The sequence below is a fragment of the Mycobacterium sp. 852002-51971_SCH5477799-a genome, assembly GCF_001667145.1.
GTDB lineage: Bacteria > Actinomycetota > Actinomycetes > Mycobacteriales > Mycobacteriaceae > Mycobacterium.
Window position 1 is genome coordinate 16,905 of the sequence record NZ_LZIF01000124.1, and the last position, 13,773, is coordinate 30,677.

The following is a 13,773-nucleotide window of genomic DNA, read 5'->3' on the forward strand; positions in this document are numbered from 1 at the left end:
GAAGGTCTCGATGACGGCCAGGCCTGGCACGCTGACCGCCCTCATCGGTGGGTCCGGTGCCGGGAAAAGCACGTTGTCCCGGCTGATCGCGGGGGCCACCTGCCCCACCTCCGGCTCAATCACCTTCGAAGGCCACGACATTCACGCCAGTTTCGCGTCGTTGCGCAGCCGGATCGGGATGGTGCCCCAAGACGACGTCGTGCACCGCCAGCTGACGGTGACGCAGGCGCTGAATTATGCGGCCGAGTTGCGGCTGCCGCCCGACACCAGCAAGCAAGACCGCGCGCAGGTCGTCGCGCAGGTCATCGAGGAACTCGGGTTGACCAAGCACGCCGACACCCGGGTGGACAAGCTGTCCGGGGGGCAGCGCAAGCGTGCCTCGGTGGCACTCGAGCTGCTCACCGGACCGTCCCTGCTGATCCTCGACGAACCGACTTCCGGCCTGGATCCGGCGCTCGACCTACAGGTCATGACCATGCTGCGGCAGCTGGCCGATGCCGGTCGCGTGGTGCTGGTGGTGACGCACTCGCTGAGCTATCTCGATCTCTGCGACCAGGTTCTGCTGATGGCGCCCGGGGGCAAGACCGCGTATTGCGGCCCGCCCGACGAAATCGAAGCGACCATGGGAACCACCAACTGGGCCAAGATCTTCGGCATGGTGGGCGCGGACCCCGACGAAGCCAACCGTCGTTTCCTGGCCCAACTCAAACCGCCCCCGGCCGGATCCGAGGCGGACAAGCCGGCGGACCTGGGCGCCCCGGCCCGCTCCAGCACCCGTCGCCAGTTCGCCACGGTCGCCCGCCGTCAGATTCGGCTGATCGTCGCCGACCGTGCCTACTTCATATTTCTGGCGCTGTTGCCGTTCGTGATGGGCGCGCTGGCGCTCACGGTTCCCGGCTCGACGGGGTTCCGCGTCGCCGATCCAAACGGTGACGGCTCCGATGAACCCGGCTCGGTGCTGATGTTGCTCACCATGGCCGCCGTCTTCATGGGCACCGCGCTGACGATCCGCGACCTCATCGGCGAGCGCCCCATCTTCCGTCGAGAACAGGCGGTCGGCCTGTCCACCAAGGCGTATCTGCTCGCGAAGATGGCCGTGTTCTCCGTGTTCGCGATCGTTCAGTCGGCGATCGCGACGACCATCACGATTCTGGGCAAGGGAGCACCGACGCGGCCGGCGCTGGTCCTCGGCAGCGCCACCCTCGAGCTGTACGTCGCGACCGCCGCGATGTGCGTCGCCGCGGCGATGGTCGGCATGGTCTTGTCCTCCCTCGCCCGCTCCAACGAGCAGATCATGCCGCTGCTGGTGGTTTCACTGATGTTGCAGTTGGTGCTGTGCGGCGGGATGATCCCGGTCACCGACCGGCTCGGTCTCGACCAGATGTCCTGGGCGGTGCCCTCCCGCTGGGGATTCGCGGCGCAGGCCTCGACGGTCGACTTGTGGACGATCGAGCCCGGACCACTCGCCCCGAAAGACAGCCACTACAAACACACGGCGCAAGCCTGGTTGTTCGATGTGGGCATGCTGGGGGTGTTGACGATCGTGTACGCAAGTTTCGTGGGTTGGCGCAGCCGGCTCAAGCGCCACTGACCCACGTATCCGCTAGATGAAGTCCAACGCCTCAACGGTGGCGACAGGGCCTTCGTGGGTGGGCCGGTTCGCGCCGCCGATGCAGTAGACGGTGTTGCCCACCGTTGCGACCACCTCGGCGTGGCGCGGAGTTGGCATGGGACGCAACGTGGTCCACGTTCCGTCGGCGATGTCGTACATCTCGGCCACCCCCACCACCTGCGTCGGTTGCTCACCGCCGACCGCCACGATTCGGCCGTCGATGAATGTGGCGCCGTAGCTGCCACGAGGCGTCGGCATGTCGACCAGCTTGGTCCACGCCCCGGATTGTGGGTCGAATCGTTCGAACGCAGCGGAGTTCTTGTCGGCCGACAGGAATCTCCCGCCGACCGCGTACACGTACGTGCCGTCAGACACCGCGGCCAGATGTTCACGCGGGGTGGGCATGTTGGCCGCGTCGTGCCACGAGCTGCCGTCGAAGACCTCGGTTTGCGCGACGAGCTGCTTGGCGTTCTGCCCGCCGACGACTACGAGGTTGTCGCCGACCACCGCGGCCGCCAGCGCCGCGCGAGGATGGCCGAGGTTGGGCAACTCGACCCACTTGCCGGCGCGCAGCGCGAACACCTTGGCGGACGCCTGGGTGAGGTCGCCGCTGGTGCCCCCGAGCACCACCACCTCGCCGCGATAGGTTGCCGCCGCGGCGTGATGCAGCGGGATGGGCAGTGCAGGTTGTGGTTGCCAGATGCCAGTGCGGGGGTCGTAACTTTCGACCGTCTGCAGCGCGACTCCGTCGCGCAAGCCGCCCATGATCCAGATCTTGTCGTCGAGCACGGTCCACGCCGTCATCAATCTCGCCGTCGCAGCGTCGGGCAGCGAACGCCACTGCGCGGCCGGCTGCATTCGGCGCGCCGGTAGTTGCAGCGCCTCCGCCGACGAGGTCGCTTGGCCATCGCCGACATCAGTCGAGCCGCCGACCGAGTACACGGCCTGCCCCACCGCGGCGACCGACATGCCGTGCCGCGCTGTCGCCATGTCCGGCAAGCCGCCCCACGTGTTCGTCGTCAGATCGAGCACCGACACCCTCTTGAGGACCTGCCCCGCCGACTGCCCCCCGACGGCGACCAGACGCCGGTCGGCTATTGCCACGCCCAGGTCGCCGCGCGGTTGGGGAAGGTCAGGCAATCGCGTCCAGCTTTTCGCGGCAAGGTCATACGCCTCGACCGTCGCCAGCTCGGTGGTTCCGTTGGTGCCGCCGACCGTGTACACCAACTTCCCGTCCGACGCCGCGCCCAGCATCTGGCGGGGGGTCGGGATGGGGGTGCCGAGGGTCCAGGAAGTGCCGTCGAAGATCTCCACGGTGTTCAGCAGCGCGCCGTTCGAGTCGACGCCACCGGTGACGATGATGCGGTCGCCCACCACCGCCGCCGCCGCCGCCGCCCGGGGCTGCAACAGGTGGGGGAGTTCGACCCAGTGGCTGTTGACCACCCGCCAAACCTGGTCGCTGGCAACCTTTTGCGCGCCTGCGGTGCGCCAGCCCCCGAGTACGATCGGGTTGCCCTGCCACGTCACCGCCATCGCGTGTTGAACCGGAACCGGTAGATCGTCACCGCTTTTCCAGCTGTCGATGACCGGGTCATAGCCCTCGTGGTTCGGGACGAGTGCGTGGTTGCTGCCCATTCCGCCGAAGATCCAGATGGTGCCGTCGGCTTGCGTGGTCGCCGCCGCCTGGCGCGCGATGCGGGCGTTCGTGATGGGCTGCCATTTCACCGGCTGGCCGCCCGGTTGATTCGCGGCGGTGCTGTGCTGCTTGTCGCCCTGCGAAAGCAAAACGTAGACACCGATGCCCAGCACCAGCACCGCCACCACGATTCCCACGGCGATCAGTGGCGCGGTTGCGCGATTACGCTTCTTTTCCGACGAGCCCATCCACGCCACCGCGCCGGCGGCCAGCCCGCGGCGCGCAGTCGCGGGTGGGTCCGGAGAAGCCGACGGGGCGATCGCCTCGATCATGCTCGTGGCTTCGGCAATCGCTTGGGTCGGCTCAGAGGTGCTCGGCGTAGCCGGAGTTGGTCCGCGCGTGTCTACGAAGGGGCTGCGAGGACCGGAGTGTGGCGGACCGGCGGGCCGTGACGGCGACGCCGTATTCCCGCGGCCTTTCAGCGGATTGATCAGCGAGGTGGCGTTTTCCGCGTCGGCACTACGTGGGCCGGGCTTGGCGATCCTTGGCGGCCGTTGGGTCGGCGCGCCGGTTTTACCGCCGCGTCCGGCCGGCGACAGGGTCCGCGTCTCCGACGGGCCCGCCGCGGTACCCACCGCACGTCCCGGACCCGCGGCGGCAGTGATGGCCATCGCATCGGGCTTGAGGCCGTTGCGGCGCTGAGTCTCCTGCAACCCGCGACCGAAATCCGCCGCTGACGCCGGACGCTCGTCCGGGTCGAGCGCCATCGCCATCTCGATCGCCGAGCACACCGCGTCCGGGATGCCGTTCTGACGCAGGTCCGGAATTCGCGTGTTATTGATCCGGGTGTAGTGGGCGAGCAGGTCTTCGTTGCCGCGGCGCTGGTATGCGGCGTTGCCGGCGATGAGCGCATAGATCGTGGCGCCGAGCGAGTAAACGTCGCTGCCGACCGTCGCGGGCTCGCCTGTCATTATCTCCGGTGCCAGGTAATCGATTGTGCCGGAGAACAATCCGGCGGCGGTCTCGTACCCGCCGGGGACGTGGGCGGTCCCGAAGTCGGTCAGTTGCGGTTCGCCGTAGTCGTTGACGAGGATGTTCGCCGGCTTGATATCGCGGTGCAGGGTGCCGCTCAAGTGCGCGGTTTCGAGCGCTCCGCACAACTTCACGCCGATCCGCACCGCTTCCGGCCAGGCGATCGGTCCCTCCCGTTGCACCCGTAGACCCAGCGAACCCGCGGGGCAGTACGACATCACGATGTACGGACGACCCTCCGGAGTGACGCCGACCCGCAGGATGTTGACGATGTTGGGATGCCCGGAGAGTCCGCCCATCGCGTAGCCCTCACGGAGGAAACGTTCTCGGCCCGCGTCGTCGCTGAATGGCGGTAGCACCTTGATCGCGACGTTTCGCCCCAGCGCGGTCTCGCGACAGCAATAAACCACTCCGGCGGCGCCCCGATCGATCTGGCGCGCGTTGTCGAATCCGGCAGCGGCTAACTCCGCCACGACCTCGCGCCGTCCCGACGCCGGGGCGTGAGTCTTGGGTCTTTCAGCCATTACCTGGCCTCGACTTCCCAGGGATTTACGAATCGGGTCAAGCGTAGCGAACATCCGCTCGTCGTCCGGGCGATTCCGGCGACGCCGGTGATGGCGAGCGGGCCTACGATTTCCCCGCTGGCGTCGCCCGGAACACGGCGACCACCGCGGCCAGCGCCGCTCAGCCCTTCGGTAGTCATGAAGCGTCCGGTGACGGCACTTGTTCCTAGGCGAGGAGGCTAGCGGGCATCCGTCGTCGACAGCGGTTGGCGTTCGATGGAGCGCCCGAGGACGACCTTCGCCGTGATGATGCCCAACTTGGCCATTCCCAGGTACGTCGATGGGTTGAACAACGTCGGCCACACTGTGCGAGCTTTGTGTTCGTCGACCGGCCGGTCGGCGAATCGATCGCGCAACCACCTCAGCGTCATGGGCGCCGACAGTGGATGCAACAGCAGATGACCACAGAACCGGTCGCGGTGATAGGTGACCGCCGCGCCAAGGCGTTCGTACTCGTCCACCAGTGCATCGATGTCGTCGACGCTGATGATTCCGTCGTGCACCGCCTGTATGACCAGCACGGGAGGCTTGGGCATGGACTTGCCGAGCTTGGTCTCGTCGAAGATGTGACGCACTTCGGGGAGGTCCCACAGCTCATCGGCCGTCATGTCGACGTAGGACCCGATGTCGACGTTGCGGAACTTCCATACTGCTTGGGCGGTCGTCATCATTTGTAACTTGTCGAGCAACGCCTTGCCCTCGTCGGTCGCGTGCTCGTCGACGACCTTCTGCGCGCCGGGGAAGAGTTGCGTCAATGCGGTGATCATCAGCGCGGCGAGACCGGCGAAGAAGCTGCCATTGAGGCGGCGCGCCACACTGCCCGGGTCGGCGACGGGCGAACCGAGAACGGCGCCAACGACATTGAGCTCCGGTGCATACCGCTTACACAGTTCGGTCGCCCACGCCGACGCCAGCCCTCCTCCTGAATATCCCCACAGGCCGACCGGTGCAGCCGGTGACAATTCCAAGCGCTCGCACCGCATCGCGGCCCGCAGCCCGTCCAGAATCCGGTAGCCGGGCTCGACCGGAGAACCCCACATGCCATGGCAACCTTCGTGGTCGGGTACGCAAACCGCCCAGCCTTCGGCCAACGCGGCCGTCACCAACAAGTACTCAGCTTGGACGAATGCACCGATCGGTTGCGCGCCGCGGCGCATGGCAAATGAGGGAAAACAGCGCGACACCACAGCGTCGATCGCGCATTGATAGGAGAGGACCGGATAAGCGATATCTGATTCGCGCTGCGCCGGGACGAACACGGTCGTCACGGCGACTTCCGCTTCTTCGTGCAGATTCGTGGTGCGGTACAGCAGCTGGGTGGCTTTCACTCGTTGGCCGATGAGACCGAGAAATCCGATCTCCACATCGCGCGAGCGCAACACCGTCCCCGGCTCCGCGTGCTCGTAGCCCTCGGGCGCTCGGTAAAACGGATCATCGTCGGGTGAGATCGGACGTTCGCCGCGTCGAAGCTCGTCGTGTGGCGGGCTTGCGGCTTTCACCGGCGTGGCGGAATGGCTATCCATTGGTATGGCGACCCCCTCGGCGTATCACGGACGGCGCGCGCTCACACCGCCCAGGTTTTGCATTACCCGCGGTACCGGTGTTCAACCCATTTGCTCAGCAATCGATCCGTCGGGTTTAACACACAGGAGACGCGATTGGTCACGCATTGTCGTTAAATCCGTAATATCGCGTCATGAGGCTTGTCGCGATACCACCGGGCGCGCATCGTATCCTCAGCCTGGCGGCCGCCGTCCTGCTCGCCGCGGCGTCGGTGATCGCCCTGGCAGCAACGCCGTTTCCGATACCGGCGCTGATTCCGGCGGCATCGGCGGCGTGCCCCGATGCCGAAGTGGTCTTCGCTCGCGGCCGAGAGGAACCACCCGGCGTCGGCGCAGTCGGCGACGCATTCGTCAATTCACTGCGCGCCAAGACGCGTATGTCGGTCGGCGTTTATGGAGTTAACTACCCCGCCAACATAACCACCGTCAGTGGCGCCAACGATATGAGCGCCCATGTGCAATTTATGGCCGGAAGTTGCCCGAACACCCGCATGGTGCTCGGCGGCTATTCGTTGGGTGCCGAGGTGGCTGATCTCGTTACCGGGGGCCGCGCGGCATTAGGGTTCACCAACCCATTGCCGCCGGGCGTGGATCAGCACATCGCGGCGGTCGCCTTGTTCGGTAATGGCACTCGGCGACTCGCCCCTGCCTTTGCCGGTAAGACGATCGACCAGTGCGCGGCCGGCGATCCCATCTGCGGAAGAGGCACGAATTGGCCGTCGCATCTGCAGCCCTCATACATCGACTCCGGACTGGTGGATCAGGCCGCTAGCTTCGTCGCCGGCAAGCTCTAGATGCGAAAGCGTCCAGCGTCATTCAGAAAGTGTTGGTCACGAGCGGCGCAACCTTGTGCTGACCAGGGCTAGGGTCGGCTCGTGCGCAGGACCATCGACTGGGACGACGACGCGGTCACGATCATTGACCAGACCGCGCTGCCGGCCGATTACCGCGTGCTCAGTCTGCGCACCGTCGACGAGCTGATCGACGCGATCCGCCGCCTGGCCGTGCGCGGCGCCCCGGCGCTCGGCGCGGCGGGGGCGCTCGGCGTCGTGCTCGCGGCCCGCGAGGGAGGCGACATCCGGGCTGCGGCCGAACGGGTCGCGAAGGCACTACCGACCGCTGTCAACCTCAGCTGGGGAGTCGCGCGCGCGCTCGAGAAAGTCGATGAGGGCGCCGAAGCCGTTCTCGCCGAAGCGCTGGAAATCCTCGACGAGGACGAACGCCTCAACCGCGCCGCATCGGCCCACGCCGCCGAGGTCGTGCTCGCGCTGTGCGATCGCCGCCCGCTGCGGCTGCTCAGCCATTGCAACGCAGGCCACCTCGCCACCGTGGCCTGGGGCAGTGCGCTCGGCGTCGTCCGTCAGCCGCGGCAGCGTCCGGCTGGTTCATGGTTTCTTGTATCTTCGGCCGACGGCTGCGGTGTGCCGCAATATCCTCCGGATGTTTAGGCGACTCGCAGCGTGGTAAGGCTGCGGGCGAAGGCGCTATTCGATATACGACCCTGCCCCCGTTGTCCCATGCCGTGTGTGGAGGTGACTAATGAGTACCGAGTTGGAGCACGCGAAACGACCAATCAGCCCCTTGGCCGGCCCTTACGGCCACCCGCTGCACCCGATCTTCGTCACGATTCCCATCGGGGCGTGGGTGTCCAGCTTGGTCTTGGATATCGCATCCCACATTGTCGGCCGACCGGGCGTCCTAACGCAGGCCTCGCAGTGGCTAATCGCCATCGGCGTCATCGGCGCGCTGCTCGCGGCAATGTTCGGCCTGCTTGACCTTTTTGCGATCCCAAGGAGAACGCTTGCCTTCCGGACTGGTCTGCTGCATATGGCGTTGAACTTGTCGGTCGTTGCCGCGTTCATTGCCAACTTTTTTTGGCGATACCCTGACTACCCGCAGCAAGGTGCTGTAGGTATCGGGCCGCTGGTGCTATCGATAGTCAGCATTGCCGCCCTCGTCGTATCCGGCTTTCTGGGTGGCATGCTCTCCTACCGCTACGGGGTGCGCGTGGTAACCGAGACTGCCCAGGCCGACGGTTACCGCTCAGCGAACGCTGGTGCAGGTATACCGCCGCCCGAGAAGGGGCGCGGCTAAACTCGGGACGGTCGCCGCGTTTCACCCCAAGTCGAATGAGTCGGCAGCAGCTACCGCGACAGATTAAGAAAATTTGATAACCGACCGCAAGACAGCCAAACCGTTGCGGTACCAACTCACGGTCGACGCCGGGATCAATCCCGAGACCGGTAAGCGGCAGCAAGTGCGCCGGCGTTATGCCACCCAACGCGCGGCCCGCGCGTGCCGGTGGCGGTGATCGCCGCGTGGATCGGGCATACAGACGCGTCGCTGACTATGAGGCGGTACGCGCACTCGCAGGACGACGCTCTGAGGGCGGCCGGTGACACTTTCAACCGGGTTGTGAAAACCCCGTGACACTCAGCCAGATTTCGAACAGTTTGAACGGCGTGCCCGCAGGCCATCGTGGAGCCGATGACGGGAATCGAACCCGCGTATTCAGCTTGGGAAGCTGATGTTCTGCCATTGAACTACATCGGCACTGTCGCCAAGGAAGGCTAGCACTCAGCGTCAGGCGCGGAGGTCAGGAAGCTCGCATACACGGGTTGCAGCGCCCGCAGTGTGCCGCCCACGCCGGAACAGAGTTATTCCTTTCACAAATTCACTTACCCATATTTATTATTTCGTTATCGCACCGTAATGTGCTCGAGGTGGGTCGACACAGATTAGCCAGGAAGCGACGTAAACCGTCAGCGGCCCTGGCAGCGGTGCTCGCCCCGGCGGCAGCGTTCTTCGCGGTGTCCGCAGACGTCCATCCTTCCGCGCCCCATACCGAAGCCAAGCCCGTTATCAGCGAGGCTGCCCCGTGCTGCGTGCAAATCGTGACCGCAGCAGCGAATCGGCTTATCAGAGGAACCCCCGACGGCGAGCCGACCGCGGCGTCGCGCTATCACACCCGGGCCCGTTTCCTGACCGCCGACATCGCCCCCGAACAAGGCCTGCAGATCCGGACGATCCTCACCGCCCGCAGCATTACCGCGGACTTCCCCCAAATCCACGAGATCGGGGGAGTGCGCCCCGACCCGTTGCCGTGGCACCCCCTGGGCCTGGCGCTCGATGTCATGATTCCCGACCCGCAATCGGCCGGCGGCATCGCGCTGGGCAACGCGATCGTTGCCTACGTGCTGCAGAACGCCGACCGGTTCGGCATCCAGGATGCGATCTGGCGGGGCGTCTACTACACGCCCAATGGTGCGCAGACGAGCCGGCTGGGCCACTACGACCACGTGCACGTCACGACCACTGGCGGCGGATATCCCACCGGCAGCGAGGTCTATCTCCGCTGAGCGCGATCGGCAGAAGCTAGGCTCGTCGCGTGCTGCTCTCCGATCGCGACCTCAGGGCCGAATTCACCGCCGGGCGGTTGGGCATCGACCCGTTCGAAGGCAGCCTGGTGCAGCCGTCCAGCATCGACGTGCGGCTCGACACCATGTTCCGGGTGTTCAACAACACCCGCTACACCCATATCGATCCCGCCAAGCAGCAGGACGAGCTGACCACGTTGGTCGAACCCGCCGCCGGCGAGCCGTTCGTGCTGCATCCCGGCGAGTTCGTGCTCGGCTCGACGTTGGAACTCATCACCTTGCCCGACGACCTCGCCGGTCGCCTGGAGGGCAAGTCGTCGCTGGGCCGCCTCGGCCTGCTCACCCACTCGACCGCCGGGTTCATCGACCCCGGCTTCAGTGGGCACATCACGCTGGAGCTGTCCAACGTCGCCAACCTGCCGATCACCCTGTGGCCGGGCATGAAGATCGGTCAACTCTGCATCCTGCGGTTGACCAGTCCCGCTGAACACCCTTACGGCAGTACGCAAGTTGGTTCGAAGTATCAGGGCCAGCGGGGACCTACACCGTCGCGCTCCTATCAGAACTTCATAAGGACTACATAGGTTCTGAGGGGCTCTCTCGGTCCTCGTGTGGGCGATACTTAGTTAGCCATGGTTTTTTTCCTCCGCCTGGCCATGGTTCATCGTGCAATACCTTTGGAGGGGTTTGTATTGGATATCGTGCTCGGGGTGTCGATGGCACCGTCATCGATCGAAATGGTCGTCCTGGAAGGCGAATACGCCGACGGCGCCACGGTAGAAGAGGACACGTTCGACGTCACCGACGTCGAGGATGCGGCTACGACGCCTGGGCCCGATCAAGTGGTCTCCGCCATCCTGGGCACCCGCGAGGGTGCGGTCGATGCCGGCCTCGAGCTGTCGTCCGTCGGCGTGACATGGACGGATCAACTCGAAGCGGCGGCGCTGCGCGACGCGCTGACCGCTCACCGGATCGACAACGTAATGCTGGTCTCGGCGTTCTTGGCCGCTGCGGCGCTTGCGCAAAATGTCGGCGCGGCAATGGGTTACGAGCGCACCGCCGTTCTGCTGGTGGAGCCCGACACCGCGACCCTGGCGGTCGTCGAGACCGCCGACGGTTCCATCCCGGACGTCTACAAACAACGGATCGACGCCGAGTCCTACGGCGACGTTGGACAGCAGCTCAGCGCGATGGTCGCCGGGGTGGAGAAGCTGGAACTGCTGCCGGGAGGCCTGTTTCTGGTCGGCTCCGGCGTTGACGTCGCTCCATTGCAGCCGGTGTTGCAGTCGACGACGTACCTCGACGTGAGTGTGGCCGAGGAGCCGAAAACGGCGCTGGCTCGCGGCGCGGCACTGGCGTCGGCGAACGCGCCGCTGTTCGCCTCGTCGACCGCGGCGCTGGCCTACGCGCAAGATCCCGGTACCGGCGCCGTCGACCAGTACTCGCTTCCCGAGTACCTCTATGTCCCGTTCGGGCAGGCACCCGGCGACGACGAGCTCGCCTACAGCGCAGTAGGGGACGACGACGCCGATTCGCCGACCGTCGTCATCGAAAAGCTTTTCCTTCCCGAAGCGAGCCAGCCGAAGCGGCGGCCGGCCCTGTTGGTCGGCAGCGGGTTGGCGGTGGTCGGGATCAGCGCTGTGCTGGCGCTCGAGATCGCGCTGGCGATCGGCATCCGCACGACGGGAACCGTTGCCTTGCAGCCCACTCCGGGTCAGCACCTGATCGTTCCCGAGCAGGCGCCGGCCCCGGCGCCGGTGCAAGCGTCCGAACCGCTGGCGAAGATCAGCCTGCCCGCCCCGGCGGCCGCACCCCAGCCGGTGAGCCCGCCAGTCGCCGCGCCGCTGCCCGCGGCTCCGCCGCCGGCGGCTCCTCCGCTGCCCGCGGCCCCGGTGGCTCCGGTGGCTCCGGTTCCCGTCGTCGTTCCTCCGGTGCCGGTTCCGGTGCCCATCCGCATCCCGCTGCCCGACCCGGTCGAAAGCCCCCCGATGCTGGAGGCCCCGCGCCTGTCCATCCCGCAGCCCATACAGCCCCAGCCGCCGGTGCGGATCCCCCAGCCGCCACAGGTCACCATCCCGCAGTCTCCGCCGCATCAGACGCCGCCGGGCGAAGGCACCCCACCCAAGCCGAGCGGCCCCGGTAACTACGGCGGCGGCCACAATCCGACGCCTGGCGAGAACGGGCCGGGCGGTTTGGGAGGCGGTAACGTTCCGACGCCGGGTTCCGGTGGTCCGGGCGGTCACGTTCCCCTGCCTGGTTCGGGCGGTCCGGGCGGTTTGGGCGGCGGGCATGTCCCAGCGCCTGGTAGCGGTCCGGGCGGTTTGGGCGGCGGTCACGTTCCGGCGCCTGGCGCCGGTGGTCCGGGCGGTCACGTTCCCCTGCCTGGTTCGGGCGGTCCGGGCGGCCTCGGCGGCGGGCATGTCCCAGCCCCCGGTAGCGGTCCGGGCGGCGGTTTTCCGGGCCTCGGCGGTGGTCACGCGCCGGCTCCTGGCGGCGGCGGCTTCCCCGGCCTCGGCGGTGGTCACGCGCCGGCTCCTGGCGGCGGCGGCTTTCCCGGCCTCGGTGGTGGTCATGCGCCGGCTCCTGGCGGCGGTGGCGGTCTTGGCGGCTTCGGCGGTGGCGGCGGCGGCTTCGGTGGCGGCCACAGCGGTGGCGGCGGTGGCGGCGGTGGGCGCCACTAGTCCGGATTGTCAACCAACCCACAGCGACCGACGCCGGTCACTGCCAACATCACACGAGTAGGGTCGGGGGTATTGAGGCTGGCCAAAAGATGCCGCCTCACCCGCCAGAATTTCATCAGCCCAGCAACATATGCGGGCGTGCAGGTCTCGCTCTGCTATCGGCACGAAATCACTGGCGATCGGTGAATAGTGGCGTTGCCGAGTGGAGCGACACAGCAAATCCGGCAAGGAGGAGCGTAAGCGGTGGTGGGCATCGTGCTCGGCGTCTCGATGACGCCGACGAAGGTGCGCATGGTGCTGGTCGAAGGCGAGAGCGCCGATGGGGTCACCGTCGACGAGGACGACTTCGACGTCGACACCCACCGCACTGCCGTGCCCAACACGGCCCCCAACGAAGTGGTGTCGGCAATTCTCGGCACCCGGGAAGGCGCCGCCGACGGCGGCTACCAACTGCTTTCGACGGGTGTGACGTGGACCGATCATGTCGAAGCGGCGATGCTGCGCGATGCCCTGATCTCGCACAAGGTCGAGAACGTCATGCTGGTCTCGGCTTTCATGGCCGCGGCCGCGCTGACGCAGGCTGTCGGTGACACCACCAACTACGCGCGCACCGCGTTGCTCTTCGTCGAGCCTTACAGCGCAACCCTGGCCGTGGTCGACACCGCTGACGGCTCAGTCTCGGAGGTGCGGCGCAGAACGCTCGCGGACGACGAAGACCAGGCGGTAGCCGAACTCGTCGACATGGCCTCCAGCGCCGACGCGCTCGAAGCGCACCCGGAAGGACTGGTTCTCGTCGGCTCCGGTGTCGATATCCCGCTGATCAAGCCGGTTTTGGAAGCGGCGACTTCACTCGAGTTGTCCGTGCCCGACGAGCCGGAGATGGCTCTGGCGCGAGGGGCGGCGCTGGCTTCGGCGAATGCGCCGCTGTTCGCGTCATCGACCGCGGCGCTGGCCTACGCGCTCGATCCGGGCACCGGCGAGGTCGACCCACTCCTGCTCGCCGGGCAGCATCCCGGCCTGCTTCCGGCGTATCAGCCCGAGTACCGCAGCCACATCGAGGCCCTGGCCGCCGACGCCGACAAGGGCAAGACCAACGTCGCCTACAGCGCCGTGAGCGACGAAGACGCCGACGCCAAAACCCTGATCGCTCTGGATGAACGCGCGCGTCGGCGCAAGTCTTTATTGCTGGTCAGCAGCTCGCTGGCGGTGATCTTCATCGCCGCGGTGGTTGCGCTGGAGATCGCGCTGGCGATCAGCATCCGTCCGACCGTCGCGTTACGGCCCAGCCCCAACCAGAACATCGTCGCCCC

Annotated in this window: 9 protein-coding genes, 1 tRNA gene and 2 pseudogenes; 9 read left to right on the forward strand and 3 right to left on the reverse strand. The window is 66.6% G+C overall.

What is annotated here, in order from left to right; all coding sequences use genetic code 11:
* Nucleotides 1-10 precede the first annotated feature (10 nt).
* Together A5753_RS25280 and A5753_RS25285 are read left to right on the forward strand one after the other, a co-directional pair.
* Nucleotides 11-427, forward strand: a pseudogene (locus A5753_RS25280) (ATP-binding cassette domain-containing protein); the annotation flags it as partial.
* A gap of 363 nt (nt 428-790) precedes the next feature.
* Nucleotides 791-1,591 (forward strand): annotated as a pseudogene (locus tag A5753_RS25285) (ABC transporter permease); the annotation flags it as partial.
* Between the two features lie 12 nt (nt 1,592-1,603).
* On the opposite strand, the gene A5753_RS23325 reads toward A5753_RS25285, so the two are convergent.
* A complete protein-coding gene (locus A5753_RS23325) occupies nt 1,604-4,804 on the reverse strand; it encodes a serine/threonine-protein kinase (RefSeq protein WP_067134274.1) in 3,201 nt (1,066 codons plus the stop codon).
* A 218-nt stretch (nt 4,805-5,022) separates the two neighbouring features.
* A complete protein-coding gene (locus tag A5753_RS23330; RefSeq protein ID WP_067134277.1) occupies nt 5,023-6,366 on the reverse strand; it encodes a lipase family protein in 1,344 nt (447 codons plus the stop codon).
* Nucleotides 6,367-6,539: 173 nt separating this feature from the next.
* On the opposite strand from A5753_RS23330, the gene A5753_RS23335 reads away from it, so the two are divergent.
* The 3 genes from A5753_RS23335 to A5753_RS23345 all read left to right on the forward strand — a co-directional run bounded on the left by A5753_RS23335 (nt 6,540) and on the right by A5753_RS23345 (nt 8,499).
* Nucleotides 6,540-7,199, forward strand: a complete 660-nt coding sequence (locus tag A5753_RS23335; protein ID WP_067134280.1) for a cutinase family protein — start codon at nt 6,540-6,542, stop codon at nt 7,197-7,199.
* An 81-nt stretch (nt 7,200-7,280) separates the two neighbouring features.
* Nucleotides 7,281-7,853 carry a hypothetical protein gene (locus A5753_RS23340; protein WP_156656211.1) on the forward strand — a complete coding sequence of 191 codons (573 nt, stop codon included), beginning with the start codon at nt 7,281-7,283 and terminating at the stop codon, nt 7,851-7,853.
* A 91-nt stretch (nt 7,854-7,944) separates the two neighbouring features.
* Nucleotides 7,945-8,499 carry a DUF2231 domain-containing protein gene (locus A5753_RS23345; protein WP_067134283.1) on the forward strand — a complete coding sequence of 185 codons (555 nt, stop codon included), beginning with the start codon at nt 7,945-7,947 and terminating at the stop codon, nt 8,497-8,499.
* 385 nt (nt 8,500-8,884) lie between these two features.
* On the opposite strand, the gene A5753_RS23355 is transcribed toward A5753_RS23345, so the two are convergent.
* Nucleotides 8,885-8,958, reverse strand: a tRNA-Gly gene (locus A5753_RS23355).
* Between the two features lie 170 nt (nt 8,959-9,128).
* Between A5753_RS23355 and A5753_RS23360 the strand changes: the two genes are divergently transcribed.
* The 4 genes from A5753_RS23360 to A5753_RS23375 form a co-directional block, all read left to right on the forward strand.
* Nucleotides 9,129-9,764: a hypothetical protein gene (locus A5753_RS23360; RefSeq protein WP_067134297.1), complete on the forward strand. Its 636-nt coding sequence runs from the start codon at nt 9,129-9,131 to the stop codon at nt 9,762-9,764.
* A gap of 29 nt (nt 9,765-9,793) precedes the next feature.
* Nucleotides 9,794-10,366 (forward strand): dCTP deaminase, encoded by a 573-nt coding sequence (gene dcd / locus A5753_RS23365; RefSeq protein WP_067134285.1) that lies wholly within the window; start codon nt 9,794-9,796, stop codon nt 10,364-10,366.
* 132 nt (nt 10,367-10,498) lie between these two features.
* The gene (locus A5753_RS23370) at nt 10,499-12,463 is read left to right on the forward strand and encodes a hypothetical protein (protein WP_231990156.1); all 1,965 of its coding nucleotides are present in this window, start codon (nt 10,499-10,501) and stop codon (nt 12,461-12,463) included.
* 243 nt (nt 12,464-12,706) lie between these two features.
* On the forward strand, nt 12,707-13,773 hold a 1,067-nt coding region (locus A5753_RS23375; protein ID WP_067134289.1), incomplete at its 3' end, for a hypothetical protein.